At 70.5% G+C, this 18,195-nt stretch carries 18 protein-coding genes; 16 read left to right on the forward strand and 2 right to left on the reverse strand.

What is annotated here, in order from left to right; all coding sequences use genetic code 11:
* Positions 1-14: 14 nt before the first annotated feature.
* The 12 genes from QLQ83_RS14025 (at position 15) to QLQ83_RS14080 (ending at position 13,286) form a co-directional block, all read left to right on the forward strand.
* Positions 15-1,364 (forward strand): paraquat-inducible protein A, encoded by a 1,350-nt coding sequence (locus QLQ83_RS14025; protein ID WP_282736128.1) that lies wholly within the window; start codon positions 15-17, stop codon positions 1,362-1,364.
* Entirely contained in the window at positions 1,361-3,049 is a 1,689-nt protein-coding gene (pqiB, locus tag QLQ83_RS14030) for an intermembrane transport protein PqiB (RefSeq protein WP_282736129.1), read from the forward strand. The genes QLQ83_RS14025 and pqiB overlap by 4 nt, the downstream gene beginning before the upstream one ends.
* On the forward strand, positions 3,046-3,639 hold the full coding sequence (locus tag QLQ83_RS14035) for a PqiC family protein (RefSeq protein WP_282736130.1): 594 nt from the start codon (positions 3,046-3,048) through the stop codon (positions 3,637-3,639). The genes pqiB and QLQ83_RS14035 overlap by 4 nt, the downstream gene beginning before the upstream one ends.
* Before the next feature lie 141 nt (positions 3,640-3,780).
* A complete protein-coding gene (locus tag QLQ83_RS14040; RefSeq protein WP_282736131.1) occupies positions 3,781-5,091 on the forward strand; it encodes a DEAD/DEAH box helicase in 1,311 nt (436 codons plus the stop codon).
* A gap of 88 nt (positions 5,092-5,179) precedes the next feature.
* Complete coding sequence (locus tag QLQ83_RS14045; protein WP_282736132.1) at positions 5,180-5,680, forward strand: hypothetical protein; 501 nt, start codon at positions 5,180-5,182, stop codon at positions 5,678-5,680.
* Positions 5,681-5,687: 7 nt separating this feature from the next.
* On the forward strand, positions 5,688-6,242 hold the full coding sequence (locus tag QLQ83_RS14050; protein WP_282736133.1) for a hypothetical protein: 555 nt from the start codon (positions 5,688-5,690) through the stop codon (positions 6,240-6,242).
* Entirely contained in the window at positions 6,223-7,449 is a 1,227-nt protein-coding gene (locus tag QLQ83_RS14055; protein WP_282736134.1) for an MFS transporter, read from the forward strand. Before QLQ83_RS14050 ends, QLQ83_RS14055 begins: the two co-directional genes overlap by 20 nt.
* 34 nt (positions 7,450-7,483) lie before the next feature.
* On the forward strand, positions 7,484-8,215 hold the full coding sequence (locus QLQ83_RS14060; protein WP_282736135.1) for an ABC transporter ATP-binding protein: 732 nt from the start codon (positions 7,484-7,486) through the stop codon (positions 8,213-8,215).
* Positions 8,216-8,219: 4 nt separating this feature from the next.
* Positions 8,220-10,583: an ABC transporter permease gene (locus QLQ83_RS14065; protein ID WP_282736136.1), complete on the forward strand. Its 2,364-nt coding sequence runs from the start codon at positions 8,220-8,222 to the stop codon at positions 10,581-10,583.
* Between the two features lie 27 nt (positions 10,584-10,610).
* Complete coding sequence (locus tag QLQ83_RS14070; protein ID WP_282736137.1) at positions 10,611-11,819, forward strand: efflux RND transporter periplasmic adaptor subunit; 1,209 nt, start codon at positions 10,611-10,613, stop codon at positions 11,817-11,819.
* 86 nt (positions 11,820-11,905) lie between these two features.
* On the forward strand, positions 11,906-12,958 hold the full coding sequence (locus QLQ83_RS14075; RefSeq protein ID WP_282736138.1) for an asparaginase: 1,053 nt from the start codon (positions 11,906-11,908) through the stop codon (positions 12,956-12,958).
* A 91-nt stretch (positions 12,959-13,049) separates the two neighbouring features.
* Positions 13,050-13,286 carry a DUF2789 domain-containing protein gene (locus QLQ83_RS14080; protein WP_282736139.1) on the forward strand — a complete coding sequence of 79 codons (237 nt, stop codon included), beginning with the start codon at positions 13,050-13,052 and terminating at the stop codon, positions 13,284-13,286.
* 278 nt (positions 13,287-13,564) lie between these two features.
* Here QLQ83_RS14080 and QLQ83_RS14085 read toward each other — a convergent pair whose 3' ends face one another.
* A complete protein-coding gene (locus QLQ83_RS14085; protein ID WP_282736140.1) occupies positions 13,565-13,975 on the reverse strand; it encodes an SRPBCC family protein in 411 nt (136 codons plus the stop codon).
* A 74-nt stretch (positions 13,976-14,049) separates the two neighbouring features.
* Complete coding sequence (gene trhP, locus QLQ83_RS14090) at positions 14,050-15,489, reverse strand: prephenate-dependent tRNA uridine(34) hydroxylase TrhP (RefSeq protein ID WP_282736141.1); 1,440 nt, start codon at positions 15,487-15,489, stop codon at positions 14,050-14,052.
* Between the two features lie 221 nt (positions 15,490-15,710).
* Here trhP and queC point away from each other — a divergent pair, with 221 nt between their 5' ends.
* Genes queC through QLQ83_RS14110 form a run of 4 tightly spaced genes read left to right on the forward strand, consistent with a single transcriptional unit; the run spans position 15,711 to position 18,167 of the window.
* Positions 15,711-16,394 (forward strand): 7-cyano-7-deazaguanine synthase QueC, encoded by a 684-nt coding sequence (queC, locus tag QLQ83_RS14095; RefSeq protein ID WP_282736142.1) that lies wholly within the window; start codon positions 15,711-15,713, stop codon positions 16,392-16,394.
* Positions 16,394-17,050 carry a 7-carboxy-7-deazaguanine synthase gene (gene queE / locus QLQ83_RS14100; protein WP_282736143.1) on the forward strand — a complete coding sequence of 219 codons (657 nt, stop codon included), beginning with the start codon at positions 16,394-16,396 and terminating at the stop codon, positions 17,048-17,050. The genes queC and queE overlap by 1 nt, the downstream gene beginning before the upstream one ends.
* Entirely contained in the window at positions 17,050-17,895 is an 846-nt protein-coding gene (locus QLQ83_RS14105; RefSeq protein WP_282736144.1) for a 6-pyruvoyl trahydropterin synthase family protein, read from the forward strand. Before queE ends, QLQ83_RS14105 begins: the two co-directional genes overlap by 1 nt.
* Positions 17,892-18,167 carry a YkgJ family cysteine cluster protein gene (locus QLQ83_RS14110; RefSeq protein WP_282736145.1) on the forward strand — a complete coding sequence of 92 codons (276 nt, stop codon included), beginning with the start codon at positions 17,892-17,894 and terminating at the stop codon, positions 18,165-18,167. Before QLQ83_RS14105 ends, QLQ83_RS14110 begins: the two co-directional genes overlap by 4 nt.
* The last annotated feature ends 28 nt before the right edge of the window (positions 18,168-18,195 follow it).

The raw sequence follows: 18,195 nt of genomic DNA on the forward strand, positions 1-18,195 counted from the left end.
GAGACTCCGACGCGGTGCCCAGGCTCGCCTTTCGCGCCCCCACCCTGCCACGGGAGGAACCGCTGGTGGATCGCTCACCACCGGAGACGCGCACCTCGAGAAGACGGCTGCGGGCCTGTCACGAGTGCGACTGGCTGGTGGCGTTGCCGCCGCTGCACCCCGGCGAGAAGGCCGACTGTCCGCGCTGCGGCCATACCCTGGCCAGCCGCCACCACCGCCCGGCCCAACGCAGCATGGCGCTGGCCCTGGCCGCCCTGGTGGCGCTGGCGCTGGCGGCCTCCTTTCCCTTCGTCAGCTTCAGCGTCGGCGGCATCGGTAACCGTATCGAGCTCTCCCAGACCGCCACCACCCTGATCGGTTTCGACCAGCCGCTGGTGGCCATCGCGGTGCTGCTGACCATCGCCGTGCTGCCCGCCGTCTACCTCGCCGGGGTGGTCTGGCTGCAGATCGGCCTGCTGCGCCAGGACCCGCTGCCGGCCAGCCGCAGCATCGCCCGGTCGCTTTCCCACCTGCACCCCTGGATGATGGCCGACGTCTTCATCGTCGGCGCCCTGGTGAGCCTGATCAAGATCGCCGGCATGGCCGAGATCGAGCTGGGCATCGCCTTCTGGGCCTTCTGTGCCTTCGCCCTGCTGCTGCTTTTCACCACCCAGTCGCTGGACGCGGACTGGATGTGGTTCTCGCTGGCCGGCGAACCCCTTGCCCCGGAGGGCGCCCGCACCGGCGAACCCGCCGCCCCCCAGGGCCTGGCCGGCTGCGCCACCTGCGGGCTGGTCAACCGCCTGGACAGCCAGGGCCAAGGTCGCTGCCGACGCTGCGGCGAGAGCCTGCATGCGCGCCTGCCCCACAGCCTGCAGCGCACCTGGGCGCTGCTGGCCGCCGCCACGGTGATGTACCTGCCGGCCAACCTCTACCCGATCATGACCACCACCAGCCTGGGCCATGCCAGCCCCTCCACCATCATCGGCGGGGTCGTGGAGCTGATCCAGATGGGCTCCTGGCCGGTGGCCGTGGTGATCTTCGTGGCCAGCGTGATCGTGCCGGTGGGCAAGCTGGTGGCGCTGGCCTGGCTGTGCCTGGTGATCAAGCGTAGCGATGAGCTCAACGCCGCGACCCGCACCCGCCTCTACCGTCTCACCGAGTTCATCGGCCGCTGGTCGATGGTCGATGTCTTCGTGGTGGCGATCCTGGTGGCGCTGATCCGCGCCGGTGCGCTGATGTCGATCACCCCGGGCCCCGCCGCCCTGGCCTTCGGCGCCGTGGTGGTCAGCACCATGCTCGCCGCGATGACCTTCGACCCGAGACTGCTCTGGGACACGCCCCTGCCGCGAGCGTCCCGCCCCGCACAAGGAAGCCCGCGATGACCGACGCCCCCGACACGCCCGAACGGGACAGCCACCGCGCCCGTGCCACGCCCCAGGCCCGGCTCTCGCCGATCTGGATCGTGCCCCTCGTGGCGATCCTGATCGGCGCCTGGCTGGTCTACGACAACTACCGCAGTCGCGGCCCGCAGATCAGCCTGATCATGGACAGCGCCGAAGGTATCGAGGCAGGCAGTACCCTGATCAAGACCCGCAACGTCGAGGTCGGACGGGTCGAGCGGGTCCACCTCTCGGATGACCTCTCCCGGGTGGTGATCACCGCCCGCATGAGCCCCGAGACCGACGCCATGCTGGTCGAGGACAGCCGCTTCTGGGTGGTCAAGCCACGCATCGGCCGCGAGGGCATCAGCGGCCTGGGCACGGTGCTCTCCGGGGCCTACATCCAGCTCGAGCCGGGCCAGAGCGAGATCGATGCGCGGGAGTTCGAGGTCAGTGACCAGCCGCCGGTCTCGCCAGCCGGGGCCGAGGGGCTGCGCATCAACCTGGTCAGCCAGCTGGGCAACTCGCTGACCGTGGGTGACCCGGTCACCTATCAGGGCCTCATCGTCGGCCGGGTCGAGGAGGCCCGCTTCGATGCCGCGACCCGACGCATGCACCACCGCATCTTCATCGAGAGCCCTTACCACGACCTGGTCACCGACAGCACCCGCTTCTGGTCGGCCAGCGGGTTCGACCTGCGCCTGGACTCCGAGGGCTTCCGGGTCAACATCGACTCACTGGAGACACTGCTCGGCGGCGGCGTCACCTTCGGCGTGCCCGAGGACCTGCCTCGCGGCATGGCCGTGGAGGCCGACACCACCTTCAGCCTCTACCCCGACGAGGAGAGCGCCCGCCAGGGGACCTTCAATCGCTACCTGGAATATGTGCTGCTGGTGGAGGACACCGTGCGCGGCCTCTCCCGGGGCGCCCCGGTGGAATTCCGCGGCGTGCGCATCGGCACGGTGGCGGCGGTGCCCTGGAACTTCACCGCCCCCCAGCCAGACTCCCGCTCGAACTTCGCCATCCCGGTGCTGATCCGCATCGAGCCCCAGCGCCTGGGCATCGACTCCCAGGAGCTCGACCTCGAGGGGTGGCGGACACGCTTCGAGCGCCTCTTCGGGCTGGGGCTCAAGGCCTCGCTGAAGAGCGGCAGCCTCATCACCGGCGCGCTGTTCGTCGACCTCAACCTGCACCGCGACCAGGCCGGCGACTATGTCGCGGAGACCTTCGCCGAACGCAGCGTCTTCCCCACCACCTCGAGCGGCTTTGCCCAGATCCAGTCCCAGGTGACCGCGCTGCTCGACAAGCTCAACGGCCTGGAGGTCGAACCGCTGCTGGACGGACTCGACCGCAACCTGGCGACGTCCGAGGCCATGCTCGTCGAGGTCCGCGAGCTCACCGCCAGCGTGCGCACCCTGGTCGACGATCCCGGCACCCGGGAACTCCCCGGCAACCTCAACCAGACCCTGGAGGAACTGCGCGACACCCTCGAGGGGGTCGCGCCGGATTCCGCCGCCTACGGCGACTTCACCAGCACGCTGCAGCAACTCGAGCGCTTGCTGCGCGACCTGCAGCCCACCGCACGGACCCTGCGCGACAATCCCCGCGCCCTGCTGTTCGACAGCCTGGACGGCGAGGACCCGCTGCCCAGGGCACCGCAACGCCCACCCCGAGGGAGCACACCATGACGTCCATCAAGGCCTTGATTGCCGCCGGCCTGTCCCTGTGGCTGGCCGGCTGTGCGGCCAACGGGCCGGCGCCAAGCCAGTACACCCTCCCCGAGGACGGCGGCGGCGACCCGACACGCATCGCCGGGGCAGACGCCACGCATCGGCTGGTCGTCGGCCAGCCCCGGCTGGCCCGCTTCCTGGACGTCGACGGCCTGGTGCTGCAGCTCGACGACATCACCCTCAACGAGGCCAATCACCACCAGTGGGCGGAGCCCCTCGTCCTGCAGCTCGAGCGCGGCCTGCGCGCTCGCCTGGCGGCTCGCCTGCCGGACACCCGGGTCATACAGGACGATAGCGACAGCCGCCGGAGCGCTGCCGCCACCCTGCGCCTGGAGGTGGACCGCTTCCATGGCCGCTTCGACGGCCGGGCCGTGGCCGGGGGCCAGTGGCAGCTGCGCGACGGCGGGGGCGAACTGCTGGCGGTGGCCCCCTTCGCGGTGGAGGTGGAACTGGCAGAGGACGGCTATCCCGCCCTGGTGCGTGCCCTGGGCCGAGGCTGGGACCGGGTGGCCGACGAGATCGCCGCACAAATCAAACGGCTGCGCTGAGCCGCGCACTATGGCATACTGCGGGCACGCGGCGATCGCTGGTCCCTCCTGCCGCGCCAGATTCCTTTTACACGCCTTGGCCCGGGACTGACCACGTCGACCATCGACGCGGCGCGACCGAGGCGTCTCTGCGGAGACCGCATGACCTTTTCCGACCTCGGCCTGCGTGCCGAACTGCTCCGTGCCGTCGAGGCACAGGGCTATACCACCCCGACCCCGATCCAGCTCAAGGCGATTCCCGCCGTCCTCAAGGGCGGTGACCTGCTGGCCAGTGCCCAAACGGGCACCGGCAAGACCGCCGGCTTCACCCTGCCGATGCTGCAGCGCCTGGCCGACGGCCCACGCCCGGCCAAGCGCCAGGTCCGTGCCCTGGTACTGACCCCGACCCGCGAGCTCGCCGCCCAGGTCGGCGAGAGCGTGGCCGACTATGGCCGCCACCTGACCCTGCGCTCCCATGTGATCTTCGGCGGCGTGGGCCAGCAGCCCCAGGTAGACGCCATCCGCGCCGGCCTCGACGTGCTGGTCGCCACCCCCGGCCGCCTGCTGGACCTGCACCAGCAGAAGCACGTGGACCTGTCGAAGGTCGAGATCCTGGTGCTCGACGAAGCCGACCGCATGCTCGACATGGGCTTCATCCACGACATCAAGAAGATCCTGCGCGTGCTGCCCGAGAAGCGCCAGAACCTGCTGTTCTCGGCGACCTTCTCCAACGAGATCCAGGCGCTGGCCGGCAAGCTGCTCGACGATCCGGCCATGATCGAGGTCGCCCGCCGCAACACCACCGCCGAACTCGTCGACCAGGCGATCTACCGCGTCGACCGCGAGAAGAAGCGCGACCTGCTGGCCCACCTGATCACCGAGCACGACTGGCAGCAGGTGCTGGTATTCACCCGCACCAAGCACGGCGCCAACCGCCTGGCCGAGCAGCTCTCCAAGCAGGACATCCCGGCCATGGCGATCCATGGCAACAAGAGCCAGACGGCCCGCACCAAGGCGCTGGCCGCCTTCAAGACCGGTGACCTGCAGGTGCTGGTGGCCACCGACATCGCGGCCCGAGGCCTCGATATCGAAGAGTTGCCCCACGTGGTCAACTTCGAGCTGCCCAACGTGGCCGAGGACTATGTCCACCGCATCGGCCGCACCGGCCGGGCCGGCAGCGAGGGCAAGGCGGTCTCGCTGGTCTGCGTCGACGAGCACGGCCTGCTCAAGGGCATCGAACGGCTGATCAAGCGCGACCTGGAGAAGCGCATCGAGCCGGGTTTCGAGCCGGACCCCAATGCCAGGCCCGAGCCCATCGAGAACGGCCGCGGCAAGCGCTCGGGCGGTGGTGGCCGCAACGCAGGCCAGGGCCAGCGACGCCAGGGCCAGGCCGCGGGCCAGCGCAGCGGTGGCGACGAGGCCCGCGCCCCGCGTCGTCGGCGCGGCGGCCGCTCCGGCTCACGCCAGGCCTGAGACCCATGACTGGCGGGCTGCATCGGAATGTGCGAATGTAGCCCGCTGATCCCCGAGTCCCTTCCACCGTCTCAGGCAGGACGCTTCCATGGATGAAAAGAATCTCGTCACCTGTTATCGGCGCTGGCTGACCTTTCAGCAGCAGGCCCGGCTCGACCGTGAACACCACGGCGCCCGCCAGCGGCTCGAGGAGTCGAAGGTCTCGGCGACGCGCATGACAGAGGCCTACCGCAGCATGGCCGCCAAGGCCGCCAGCGAGGGCGCCAGCTATCGCACCCTCTTCCTGCGTGATCACGGCGACACGGCGCTGGCCTGTGAGGGCTGGCTGTTCGTGCGCCGGGTGCTGGCGGAGGGCGGCTCGACGCGCGTGCGCGCCACCCTGCTGACCACCTTCACCCTCGAGGAGGGCCGCATCGAGCCCGGCAGCCAGCCGGCCGAGAAGGTCACCCTGGAGATCTTCGACCAGCTGAACATCGACCGCGGCATGAGCAGCGTGGTGCGGGTCGATCGCATCGACGGCGACCGCGACACCCGCTTCATCACCCTGCTCGACGCGGTGCGAGGCGACCTGCGCCGCCACATGCGGTGAGCGCGGCATGCTGAAGAAGCTGTTCGGCACGTCCCCCGTGGAGGCCTGGGTCATCAAGCAGGTCGATGATGGCCTGCTGCACCTGTGCGGCCAGGGCACCCTCGAGAGCCGGGACAAACGCAAGGCCGTGCTCGCGGCCCTGGCGCAGGGGCAGTTCCAGGGCGCCGTGCGCCTGGCCGGCGGGGGGCTGGTGCTCAACGCCCGCCTGTTCGCCGCCCTGGTGCCGCTGGACGACCTGACGCTGACCGACGACGGCCAGGCCCACTGGCAGGGCCGCCTCTGGCGCGTCTCCCAGGTGCCCCAGCGCTGCTGGAGCTTCGAGGGCAGGCTGGTCGCCCAGCAGGGGGTCAACGTCGGCGGGCTGGGCCTGGTCAGTGTGGAGGATGTCTCCGGCATCCGCCGGCGCGTGGATCCCGACCCTGCGCAGCCGCCCGGCGAGGTCATCTTCCGCGCGGACAACGAACTCGAGGACCACCCCCTGGTCGCCGAGCCACGGGACGAGCGTCGCCCCGCCCGGCCGGCGAGCCGACGCGAGTGGCGTGATGACAACGAACGGCTCTGAGGCGTCTCGTCCCGACTCCCGCTCGCTGGCGCTCTTCATCGGCCTGATGGTCCTGGTGGGGCTCAACCTGCGCCCCGCCCTCTCCACCCTGGCCCCGTTGCTCAACCGCATCCAGCAGGATACCGGACTCTCGGCGCTGGCCATCGGTGCCCTGACCACCCTCCCGGTGCTCTGCCTGGGGATCTTCGCCCCGCTGGCTCCCTGGCTGGCCAAGCGTTTCGGCCCCGAGAACACCCTCGCCGCCGCCCTGCTGCTGCTGGCCGGCGGTCTGCTGCTGCGCGGCGTGCCGGCCGTCGTTGCGCTGTTCGCCGGCACCCTGATGGTCGGGGCCGCGATCGGCGTGGCCGGGACCCTGCTCCCGGCCCTGGTCAAGCGCGAGCTGCCTGCCGGCGCCGACCTGATGACCGGTGTCTATACCATGGCCCTCTGCCTCGGCGGCGCCCTGGGCGCGGGGCTGAGCATTCCGCTGGCCGACACCCTGGGGGGCTGGCCGGCCGGGCTGGCCAGCTGGTCCCTGCTGGCGCTGGTGGCGCTGGTGGCCTGGCAGCTCCTGATGCCCCGCCATGACGCCGTCACGGCCCTGCCCGGAGGTGGCGGCTCAACGCGGGAGCTGCTGAGCCAGCCGCTGGCCTGGCAGGTGATGCTGTTCATGGGCAGCCAGTCATCGCTGGCCTATATCGTCTTCGGCTGGCTGCCCACCCTGCTGGTGGCCCGCGGCTACAGCGAAGCGGAGGCGGGCTGGATGATGGGTGCCTCGGTGATGGTGCAGCTGATCTCGGCCCTGTCGGCGCCATGGCTGGCACGGCTGGGGCGCGACCAGCGCCCCGCCCTGCTGATCGTGCTGGGCCTGGTCGCCGCCGGCTTCTGGCTGTTGCTGCAGGCGCCGGCGATCTGGCGCTGGCCCGGCGTGGTGCTGCTGGGCCTCGGACAGGGCGGCGGCTTCAGTCTCGCCCTCACCCTGATCGTGCTGCGAACCGCCACCTCACGCCTCGCCGGCAAGCTCTCGGGGCTGGTCCAGGGGGGCGGCTATACTCTGGCCGCCATGGGGCCGCTGGCAGTCGGCATGATGCTGCAGTTCGAGGTAGGCCTTGCGACCCTGACCCGGGTCCTGCTCGGCATCATCGCCTTCAGCATGGGCTTCGCCCTGCTCGCCGGCCGCAACCGACGCCTGGAGATCGACGACGCGGGAAGGCTGGTCACCCGCTAGACTCGGAGCAGGAGGCAGGGGAGATGCCCGGCGGATGGACAACGGCACGGATGAGGTCTTCACGACGCGGGGACTGACCCGCCTCTACCGCATGGGCGAGGTCACCATCCGGGCGCTGCAGGGCGTCGACCTGGTGCTGTACCGCGGCGAGCTCGTCGTGATGCTGGGCGCCTCGGGCTCCGGCAAGTCCACCCTGCTCAACATCCTCGGTGGCCTCGACAGCCCGAGCGACGGCGAGGTGCACTATCGCGACGGGGCCGGGCAGGAGCACGACCTGACCCGGGCGAGCCAGCGCCAGCTGACCCGCTTCCGTCGCCACCACGTAGGCTTCGTTTTCCAGTTCTACAACCTGATCTCGAGCCTCACCGCCCGGGAGAACGTGGCCATCGTCACCGACATCAGCCAGGACCCCATGCCCCCCGAGGCCGCCCTGGCCCTGGTCGGCCTCGCCGAGCGCCTCGACCACTTCCCCTCCCAGCTCTCCGGCGGCGAGCAGCAGCGCGTGGCCATCGCCCGGGCCGTGGCCAAGCAGCCCGATGTGCTGCTCTGCGACGAACCCACCGGTGCCCTGGACTTCCGCACCGGCATCCGCGTGCTGGAGGTGCTCGAGCGCGTCAATCGCGAGACCGGCACCACGGTGGCGATCATCACCCACAATGAGGTGATCGGCGAGATGGCCGACCGGGTGATCCGCCTGCGCGATGGCCGGGTGGACGAGATCCACACCAACGCCCGCCGCCGCCCGCCCGGCGAGCTTCGCTGGTGACGCCATGCTGACCCTGGACCGCAAGCTCCATCGCGACCTCTGGCGCCTCAAGGGCCAGGCCCTGGCCATCGCCGTGGTGATCGCCGGCGGCGTGATGACGCTGATCCTCGCCGTCACCACCCTGGAGGCGCTGACGGGATCCCGGGACCGCTTCTACGCCAGTCACCACTTCGCCGAGGTCTTCGCCGACGTCAAGCGCGCCCCCGCGGGGCTGATGCCACGGCTGCAGGGGATCGAGGGGGTCAACCGGATCGAGTCACGGGTCAGGGCCGCGGTGCGCCTGGCCGTACCCGGCTTCGCCGACCCCGTCCGTGGCCTGCTGGTGTCAATTCCCGACGGCCGCCAGCCGACCCTCAACCGCCTGAAGCTCCTCGCCGGCGCCCTGCCGGCGTCCGGCCGCGACGACCAGGTGGTCGTCAGCGACGCCTTCGCCGAAGCGCACGACCTGGCGCCGGGCGATACCCTCGAGGCAATCATCGATGGCCGCCAGACGCGACTTCGGCTTTCCGGCATTGCCCTGAGCCCGGAACACCTCTACCAGGCCGCGCCCACCGACCTGATGCCGGACTACCGCCGCTATGCCGTGATGTGGATGAACGAGCGCGCCCTGGCCAATGCCTACGACATGGAGGGGGCCTTCAACAGCCTGACCCTGACCCTCCAGGCCGGGGCCCGCCAGGAAGACGTGATCGACGCCCTGGACCTGACCCTGGCCCGCTACGGCGGCACCGGCGCCCAGACCCGCCACGACCAGCAGTCCCATCGCTTCCTCGAGGAGGAGCTGGCCCAGCAGCGCCTGATGGCCGGCGTGCTGCCGGCCATCTTCCTCTCGGTCTCGGCCTTCCTGCTCAACGTGGTGATGGGGCGCATCATCCAGACCCAGCGCGAGCAGCTGGCCGTGCTCAAGGCGTTCGGCTATCGCGACAGGGAGCTGGCCCGCCACTATGCCCTGCTGGCCGGCGCCATCGTGCTGGCCGGCTGGGCGCTGGGCGTCACCCTCGGCGCCTGGGCCGCCAGCGGGATGGCCGGCCTGTACCGCGAGTACTTCCGCTTTCCCGAGATGGTCTTCCGGGTGCCGGCCTGGGCCCTGGCCCTGTCGCTCGGGGTGGTGGTGCTGGCCGCCCTGGCCGGCACCTGGCAGGCGGTGTGGCGGGCGGTCAGCCGCCCGCCGGCCGAGGCCATGCGCCCGCCGGCGCCGGCGCGGTTCCGCCAAGGCTGGCTCGAACGGGCGCTGCCGGCCGCCCTGCTCGGCCACGAGGGACGCATCATCCTGCGCAACCTCGCCCGGCACCCGGCCAAGGCCGGCCTCTCGGTGGCCGGCATCGCCCTCTCCTGCGGGCTACTGATGGTGGGCGCCTACCAGCTCGATGCCGTGGAGGCGATGCTCGACCAGCAGTATCGCCAGGTGCTGCGCATGGATGTCGAACTCACCTTCATCGATGCGACCCCGGCACGGGCCGTCGGCGAGCTTCGCCACCAGCCCGGCGTGATGGCGGTGGAACCCTGGCGCCGGGTGCCCGCGACCCTGATCCACGGCCACCGCGAGGTCCGCACCAGCCTGCTGGGCCTGGAACCGATGCCACGGCTGCGCCAGCTGCTCGACGCCGACGGCCACGCCCGAGGGCTGCCCGAGGAGGGCCTGACCCTGACCCGCCACCTCGCCGGGGAGCTCGAGGCCCGGATAGGCGATACCTTGGAGGTGGCGATCATGGAAGGCCAGCGTCGCCGCGTCGACCTTCCGCTGGTGGCCCTGGTGGACGAGCCCCTCGGCACGGGGGCCTACCTGCGGCGCGAGAGTCTCAACGCCCTGATGGGCGAGGGACCGGCCATCAGCGGGGCCTGGCTGCTGGTCGATTCCCAGCGCATGAGCGAGCTCAACGCCGCCCTCTGGACCATGCCGGGCGTCGCCGCCATCGGGCTGCTCGCCGAGGCCGAACGCGGCATCCGCGACTACCTCGACGAGACGCTGATGATGGTCGCGCTGATCTTCGTCACCGTCGCCGGCTCCATCGCCTTCGGGGTGGTCTACAACAATGCGCGAATCGCCTTCGCCGAACGCGCCCGGGAAATGGCCACCCTGCAGGTGCTGGGCTACACCCGGGCCGAGGTTTCGCGCATCCTGCTCGGCGAGATCGCCCTGCTGACGCTGGTTGCCATCCCGCTGGGTTGGGCCATCGGCATCGCCTTCGCCCGGCTGCTCAACCAGGCCTTCAGCAGCGACCTCTACCGGATCCCCCTGGTGTTCACGCCCCAGGCCTTCGGCATCGCCGCCGGCGGCGTGCTGGGGGCCTCGCTGCTGGTGGGCCTGCTGGTGGTCCGCCGCCTGGGCCGACTCGACAGGATCCGCGTGCTCAAGGCCGTGGAGTGACCGGTCCCCCATGACAGGAGAGCCTTCATGACATCACGCCAGCGCTGGACCCGTCGCCTGCTTTGGATCGCACTGGGGCTGACCCTGGTCATGGCCCTGGTCTGGGCGCTGCGCCCCACCCCGGTACCGGTCAGCGTGGCCCAGGTCATCGTCGGCCCCTTCGTTGACTCGATCACCGAGGAGGGGCGCACGCGGCTACGCGACACCTGGAACGTCTCCGTGCCCATCGCCGGCTACCTCCAGCGGGTGCTGCTCGAGGTAGGCGACGAGGTCGAACGGGGGGAGGTGCTGTTCCGCCTGGAACCCAGCCCGGCCCCGGCCCTCGATCCGCGCTCCCGCCAGCAGGCCGAGGACGCCCTGCAGGCCGCCGAGGCCCGACTCGAGGCGGCCCGCGCCAACCTGGAGACCGCCAGGGCCGAGCGACGCTTCGCCGAGGCGGAGTACGAGCGCTACCGCCAGCTCCACCAGCGCAATCTGGTCTCCACCACCGAGCTGGAGCAGCGCCAGAGCCAGCGTGACCGCCAGCGCGCCCTGGAGCGGGCCGCCGCGTCCAGTGTCGAGGCGGCAAGCTTCGAGGTGGAAAGTGCCCGGGCCGTGCTGGCGGTGGCCAGCGGCCAGCGCGGCGACATCGAGCACCCGGAGCTCGAGGTGCGCGCCCCGATCGACGGCGTGGTGCTCGGCCGCTATCGCTGCTGCGAGGGCAGCGTGGCCGCCGGGGAACCGATCCTGGAGCTCGGCCGCCTCGACGACCTGGAGATCCAGGTCGACCTGCTCTCCATGGACGCCGTGCACCTGCGCCCGGGGATGACGGTGCGAATCACCGGCTGGGGCGGCGAGCCACTGGCGGGCCGCGTCCGGCGCATCGAGCCCGCCGGCTTCACCCGCATCTCGGCGCTCGGCGTCGACGAGCAGCGCGTGCCGGTGATCGTCGACTTCGACGCGGCGGTCGAGCCCGCCGCCCTGGGGCTGGGCAGCGGCTTCCGGGTCGACGTCGAGTTCCTGGTCTGGCAGGCCGAGGAGATCCTGCAGCTGCCCACCAGCGCACTGTTCCGCGCGGCCGGCCAGTGGACGGTGTTCGTGGTCGCGGACGGGCATGCGGTCAGCCGCCGGGTCGAGGTCGGCCGGCGCAGCGGCCTGGTCACCCAGGTCGTCGGCGGCCTCGAGCAGGGCGAGCGGGTCATCGTCCATCCCGGCGAGCGGGTCGCGGATGGCGTGCGGGTCAGCCCGGATCCCTGACGTCTCCACTGGCCGCCTTGCCCCCTCGCCGCGGACCGGTATCATGGCGCCATCGCGTTTCCGATCCGCCGTCGACAGGAGCCCAGATGCCCACCCCGGTTTCCGCAGAGCGTCCCGTCCTGGTGATCTACACCGGTGGCACCCTGGGCATGGTCGAGACCGCTCGCGGCCTGGTCCCGGGCCACGACATCGAGGATCGCCTCCGGCGTGCCCTGGCCGACCTGCCGCCAGGCCGCCAGGCGAGCCTGCCGACCTTCGAGATGCTCGAGACCGACCGGCCCATCGACTCCAGCAGTGCCACGCCCGGCGACTGGCAGCGACTCGCCGCCCTGGTGGCGCGGCGCTACCGGCAGCATGCCGGGATCGTCATCCTACATGGCACCGATACCCTGGCCTGGACGGCCTCGAGCCTGGCCTTCCAGCTGCTGGGGCTGGACCGCCCGGTGATCCTCACCGGGGCCATGCGTCCACTGGAGGCCGAGGGCAGTGACGCCGCGGCCAACGTCGAGGCCGCCCTGCGCTTCGCGGTCACCCCGCGCCTGCAGGAGGTGGCGATCTGCTTCGCCGGCCGCCTGCTGCGAGGCTGTCGCACCCGAAAGTGGCAGACCCGCGAGGCCGACGCCTTTACCAGCCCCAACCAGCCGATGCTCGGCGAGCGGGTCGACGACGAGGTCGTGCTCTACCCGGGACGCGGGCTGGCGGATCATCAGCGGGGCGCCCCGCGCTTCGAGCTGGCCGACTATGCGGCGCTGGATGCCGGGGGTGTCGTGCGCCTGGCCCTCTGGCCGGGCATCCAGGCCTGGCAACTGGAGGCCTGGTTGCACGACGATCGGGTCAGGGGAGCCATGCTGGAGGTATGGGGAGGCGGCAACCTGCCCGACGACCCGGCACTGGCCGGGGCGCTCGCCCGCGCGAGCGGCGAGGGCAAGCTGCTGGCGGCCCTCAGCCAGTGTCCCCATGGCCCGGTGGCCTTCGGCGGCTACGCCGCGGGTCAGGGGCTGGCCGATGCGGGAGTGCTCTCGGCGGATGACATGACACCGGAGGCCACCTTCACCAAGCTGGTCCACCTGCTGGCCCTGCCGCTTCCGGAGGAGGAGCGGCGACGGCGCTTTCTCATGCCCCTCGCCGGCGAGCGATGAGGCGTCGCCTGCAGCGTTGACGGGCGTCAAGCACGACATCCCGGAAGTCGCTAAGGTGGGAGTATCTCGACAGGACAGCAGGAGTCACGCCATGGAACACCCCGACCACCCCTTCACCGAACTCTTCGAGCAGCTCGGCCTCGCCTCGGACCCCGCGGCGATCAAGCGCTTCATCGATCGCCATGCTCCCCTTCCCGAGGACGTCGCCCTGCCCGATGCGCCCTGCTGGAACGAGGGCCAGGCCGAGTTCCTGCGCGAGGCCCTCGAGGCAGACGCCGACTGGGCCGAGGTGGTCGACCACCTCAACACCTCGCTGCGCAAGGGCTGAGCCGATGGCCGCCGTCAGGCAGGCGGAGAGTGCCCACTCCGGGGATCATCGGTAGAAGGGAAATCCTGCGGCGGCAGGCGTGGCATGGACGCCACGCGTCGATCCACCAGGTGCAGCAGCCAGAGTTGGCCCGCCAGGACGGCAAGACACCAGAGAAGGCCAGTGATCATGGGATGATCCTCGCACAGGCCGACGGCCTGTTTACCCCATCATAGCGCTGCCGCAGGGCGGCAGTAAGCTAGGCCGCTGATTGTCTTTATCGATCACTGACGCCGGATTCATAGCCGCGCCTCGACCCGCTCCAGGATCTGCCGGCTGACCTTGCCGACCAGCGGCCGGGCCGCCCGGTTGACGGCCTTCTCCAGCAGGCGATTGCGGATGGCATAGGTCAGGGTCAGGGCCACCTCGGTGCCCCCGGCCACGGGCGTGAGGCGATAGCAGCCCCGGTTGTGGACCCCGTCCAGCGATTCCCAGGCCAGCACCTCCGGGGATCGTGCCTCGGTGATCGCCACGTCGAAGGTCCAGTCCATGCCCACCGCGTGGACATGCCAGCGATAGCGGTCCTCGCCCAGCGGCTCGATGGCCTGGATCAGGTCGGAGTAGTCGGCAAAGTCCTCGACCCGCTCGAGCAGGGCAAAGACCCGCTCGGGGGAGGCCTTGAGAATCGCGCTGTGTTCGATGGTGGCCATGCCGCTCCCTGTTCGACGAACAATCGATGCCCACAATGTCGCCGGCGGCCGTGGATGTCCAGCCGCCGCCCGGGTCAGAGATCGCGCATCAGCAGCGCGAACTCGATCCGTTCCGGCGCGATGGCCTCGCCCGGCACCGGGATGCGCACCACATGACCCGACCCCGGGGCGGCGCCCACGGATTCGCCGCGCCGGTTCTCGATATGCGCGAGCACGAAACGGCGGTTGCCGCCGGGCAGCATCAGCTCCATGCCATCCCCCACCTCGAAGCGGTTCTTGACGTCGACCTCCAGCACGCCACGGTCCGGGTCGTAGCCGGTGACCTCGCCGACGAACTGCTGGTGGACCCCCACCGAGTTGCCCTGCTCGTAGTTCTGGTACTCGTCGTGGACGTGGCGGCGGTAGAAGCCCTCCGTGTAGCCGCGGTTGGCCAGGTTGTCGAGCTCGTCCATCAGGCGCATGTCGAAGGGCCGGCCGGCCACGGCGTCGTCGATGGCGCGTCGGTAGACCTGGGCGGTGCGCGCCACGTAATAGTGGGACTTGGTACGCCCCTCGATCTTCAGCGAGGTGACGCCCATCTCGGTGAGGCGCGGCACGTGCTGCACGGCGCGCAGGTCCTTGGAGTTCATGATGTAGGTGCCGTGCTCGTCCTCGAACACCGGCATCAGCTCGCCGGGGCGGGTACGGTCCTCGATCAGTGCCGAGAGCTCGTCCTGGCCCTCCACGCCACCCGCGGTGGCGGTGCTTGCCACCTCCTCGACCTGCTGGGCACTGCCGCCGCCGGAAGCGATCAGCCCGCCGCCCTGCTGTCCCCCGTCCCCGGGTGTCCAGATGCCGCTGCCTGCATGGGCGCGAGCCGAGTTGGCCGGCACCAGGTCGCCGGTCTCGTCATGGGCGGCGGCCACGGTATTGTACTTCCAGCGACAGGCGTTGGTGCAGGTCCCCTGATTGGGGTCGCGGTGGTTGAAGTAGCCCGAGAGGAGGCAGCGTCCGGAGTAGGCGATGCACAGCGCGCCGTGGACGAAGGTCTCGATCTCCAGGGTCGGGCACTCGGCGCGGATCTCGGCGATCTCGGCGAGGGACAGCTCACGCGACAGGATGATGCGGCTGATGCCCTGCTGCTGCCAGAACCGGGCCGCCGCCCAGTTGACCACGTTGGACTGCACCGACAGGTGGATGACCTGATCCGGCCAGCGCTCGCGGATCATCATGATCAGGCCGGGGTCGGACATGATCAGCGCGTCCGGGCCGGCCTCGATCACCGGCTCCATGTCGCGCAGGTAGGTCTTCAGCTTGCTGTTGTGCGGCGCGATGTTCGAGGCCACGTAGAACTGCTTGCCACGCGCGTGGGCATAGGCGATGCCCTTGTGCAGGTTGTCGATCTTGAAGTCGTTGTTGCGCACGCGCAGCGAGTAGCGCGGCTGGCCGGCATAGACCGCATCCGCGCCATAGGCGAAGGCGTAGCGCATGTTCTTGAACGTTCCCGCGGGGGAGAGCAGTTCGGGGGCTTGCATAGGAGGTCACCGTTGTCAGGACGATGGCGCACGACGGCGCAGGGTGTGAAGGGGGCAGGATTATAGCAGGACAGAGGGCCATCGGCCGAGCGCCGAACACCGAGCGGGGCAGTTGGGAGTTCCCCGAGGAAGGCAGGTCAAGTAGACTGGCGCCGTTTCCGGACCGGACCCCGGACCGCCGCGCAAGCGGCCCGACAAATTCTCCGACCAGAGCTCCCGCCATGAACGACTCCTCTACACCTGCCACCGTGGTGATCTACTCCGGCGGCATGGACTCCTACACCGTGCTCCACCGCGCCTTGCGCGAGGGGCGTGAGGTCCACGCCCTCTCCTTCGACTACGGCCAGCGTCACGCCCGCGAGCTCGAGGTGGCCACGCGCGTCTGCCGTGAGCTGGGCATTCCCCACCAGGTGGTGGACATCCGCGCCATCCATGGGCTGATCGACGACTCGGCGCTGACCGACGCCCGCCGCGAGATGCCCGAGGGCGACTACGCGGAAGACAATCTCACGGCCACCGTGGTACCGAACCGCAACATGATCCTTCTCTCGCTGGCCATCGCCAAGGCGGTGAATATCGGCGCCGGACGAGTCGACTACGGCGCCCACGGCGGTGACCACCTGCTCTACCCGGATTGCCGTCCGGCGTTCGTCGAGGCGATGAATGCCGTGGCAGGCATCGCCAACTTCGAGGCCGTCGAGATCCATACGCCCTACCTGCGTGCCAGCAAGGCGGAGATCCTCGCCGAGGGACTGGCCATGGGGCTCGACTACGCCGACACCTGGACCTGCTACCGGGGCGAGGCGCTTGCCTGCGGGCGCTGCGGCAGCTGTCGCGAGCGCCTGGACGCCTTCGCCGCCAACGACACGACGGACCCCATCGCCTACACGCCAGGGGGCCGTTGATGTACCACGTCAAGGAGGCCTTCTACACCCTGCAGGGCGAGGGCGGCCAGGCGGGTCGCGCCAGCGTCTTCTGCCGCTTCTCGGGCTGCAACCTCTGGTCCGGCCGCGAGCAGGACCGCGCCGCGGCGGCCTGTCGCTTCTGCGATACCGACTTCATCGGCACCGATGGCCAGCACGGCGGCCGCTTCTCTTCGGCCGAGGCGCTGGCCGAGCACCTGACCGCGCTCTGGCCGGACCAGCAAGGGCAGGATGTGAGAGGAGCCACGCCCTATGTGGTCTTTACCGGGGGCGAACCGCTGCTGCAACTCGACGAGCGCCTGATCCACGAGATGCACGCCCGCGGCTTCGAGGTCGCGGTCGAGACCAACGGTACCCTGCCCGCTCCCGCCGGCATCGACTGGCTCTGCGTCAGTCCCAAGGGAGAGAATCGGCTGGCGATCACCCAGGGCGACGAGCTGAAGCTGGTCCACCCCCAGGCCGACGCCCCGCCCGAGCACTTCGCGGGGCTGGCGTTCGCCCACTTCTTCCTGCAGCCCATGGACGCTGCCCCCGCGGGCCTTCGGGGCGACGGCATGGCCGAGACCGTGACCTACTGCCTGGCCCATCCCCAGTGGCGGCTGTCGCTGCAGACCCACAAGATCGCGGGGATCGACTGATGACACTCTTCGTCAACCGCCTCACCCACCTCGACGTCTCGTTCTGGTGCCCGCAGCGGGGCCTGGTCGGCGCCAGCTGGCAGGTCGACGTGGAGCTCGACGGCGAGCTCGGCGAGGACGGCATGCTGTTCGACTTCGGCGAGGTAAAGCCCTGGATCAAGTCGCGGCTCGATGGCGGCCTCGACCACACCCTGCTGGTCCCCACCCGGGCACCGGGCGTGGAGCTCCACGACTGCCGGGAAGGGCTCAGCGTGCGCAGCGAACGGCCCTATCCGCTGGACGTGCGTGCCCCGCGCCAGGCACTGACCCTGCTGCCCTGGCGCGAGATCACCCCGGAACGCCTCGCCGACCACCTGGCCGCCGAGCTGATGCGCCGCCCACCGCCACGGGTCACCGACATCCGCCTGCGCCTGCGCGAGGAGGCCATCGAGGGAGCCGCCTACACCTACAGCCATGGCCTGAAGCACCATGCCGGCAACTGCCAGCGCATCGCCCATGGCCATCGCTCGCGCCTGCAGGTGTGGCAGCAGGGGCAACGCGCTCCGGTCCTCGAGCAGCAGTGGGCCGACTGGCTGGCCGACCGCTACCTGCTGGACGCGGCGGATGTCGTCGACGATGACCTGCCCGGCTTTCGCGACCTGCTCACCTGCCGTTACCGCGCCGAGCAGGGGCACTTCTTCATCCGGCTCCCACGCAGCCGCTGCGCGGTGCTGCCGACGCCGACCACGGTGGAACACATCGCCGCCTGGCTGGCCGGGGCCATCGCCCGGGAGAGTGGCCAGGCCACACGGGTCCAGGCCTTCGAGGGCATCGACAAGGGCGCCATCGCCGAGGCCCGGCCATGACCGGCACGTCCGCGGCCCCCGCCAGCGCGTGCCGCCCGGGTTGCGGTGCCTGCTGCATCGCACCTTCGATCAGCTCGCCGATTCCCGGCATGCCCGACGGCAAGGCGGCGGGGGTGCGCTGCGTGCAGCTCGATGACACCAACCTCTGTCGGCTGTTCGGTGACCCGCGTCGCCCTGCGGTGTGCGCGCGCTTCGACTACGACCCCGAGCTGTGCGGCGAGCGACGCGACGAGGCGCTCAGGCGCATCGAGGCCCTGGAACTGGCCACCTGACGCCCTGCCCTCCTAACGACAACGGCGC

It is taken from the genome of Halomonas rhizosphaerae (assembly GCF_030010555.1).
Lineage (GTDB): Bacteria > Pseudomonadota > Gammaproteobacteria > Pseudomonadales > Halomonadaceae > Halomonas > Halomonas rhizosphaerae.

Bases quoted from the DNA above. Each gene is read 5' to 3' on its own strand.
- QLQ83_RS14040 (WP_282736131.1), top strand. From the start codon at position 3,781: ATGACCTTTTCCGACCTCGGCCTGCGTGCCGAACTGCTCCGTGCCGTC.
- trhP (WP_282736141.1), bottom strand. From the start codon at position 15,489: ATGCAAGCCCCCGAACTGCTCTCCCCCGCGGGAACGTTCAAGAACATG.
- QLQ83_RS14085 (WP_282736140.1), bottom strand. From the start codon at position 13,975: ATGGCCACCATCGAACACAGCGCGATTCTCAAGGCCTCCCCCGAGCGG.
- QLQ83_RS14065 (WP_282736136.1), top strand. From the start codon at position 8,220: ATGCTGACCCTGGACCGCAAGCTCCATCGCGACCTCTGGCGCCTCAAG.
- QLQ83_RS14075 (WP_282736138.1), top strand. From the start codon at position 11,906: ATGCCCACCCCGGTTTCCGCAGAGCGTCCCGTCCTGGTGATCTACACC.
- queE (WP_282736143.1), top strand. From the start codon at position 16,394: ATGTACCACGTCAAGGAGGCCTTCTACACCCTGCAGGGCGAGGGCGGC.
- QLQ83_RS14035 (WP_282736130.1), top strand. From the start codon at position 3,046: ATGACGTCCATCAAGGCCTTGATTGCCGCCGGCCTGTCCCTGTGGCTG.
- QLQ83_RS14060 (WP_282736135.1), top strand. From the start codon at position 7,484: ATGGACAACGGCACGGATGAGGTCTTCACGACGCGGGGACTGACCCGC.
- pqiB (WP_282736129.1), top strand. From the start codon at position 1,361: ATGACCGACGCCCCCGACACGCCCGAACGGGACAGCCACCGCGCCCGT.
- QLQ83_RS14080 (WP_282736139.1), top strand. From the start codon at position 13,050: ATGGAACACCCCGACCACCCCTTCACCGAACTCTTCGAGCAGCTCGGC.
- QLQ83_RS14110 (WP_282736145.1), top strand. From the start codon at position 17,892: ATGACCGGCACGTCCGCGGCCCCCGCCAGCGCGTGCCGCCCGGGTTGC.
- QLQ83_RS14045 (WP_282736132.1), top strand. From the start codon at position 5,180: ATGGATGAAAAGAATCTCGTCACCTGTTATCGGCGCTGGCTGACCTTT.
- QLQ83_RS14070 (WP_282736137.1), top strand. From the start codon at position 10,611: ATGACATCACGCCAGCGCTGGACCCGTCGCCTGCTTTGGATCGCACTG.
- QLQ83_RS14055 (WP_282736134.1), top strand. From the start codon at position 6,223: ATGACAACGAACGGCTCTGAGGCGTCTCGTCCCGACTCCCGCTCGCTG.
- QLQ83_RS14050 (WP_282736133.1), top strand. From the start codon at position 5,688: ATGCTGAAGAAGCTGTTCGGCACGTCCCCCGTGGAGGCCTGGGTCATC.
- queC (WP_282736142.1), top strand. From the start codon at position 15,711: ATGAACGACTCCTCTACACCTGCCACCGTGGTGATCTACTCCGGCGGC.
- QLQ83_RS14105 (WP_282736144.1), top strand. From the start codon at position 17,050: ATGACACTCTTCGTCAACCGCCTCACCCACCTCGACGTCTCGTTCTGG.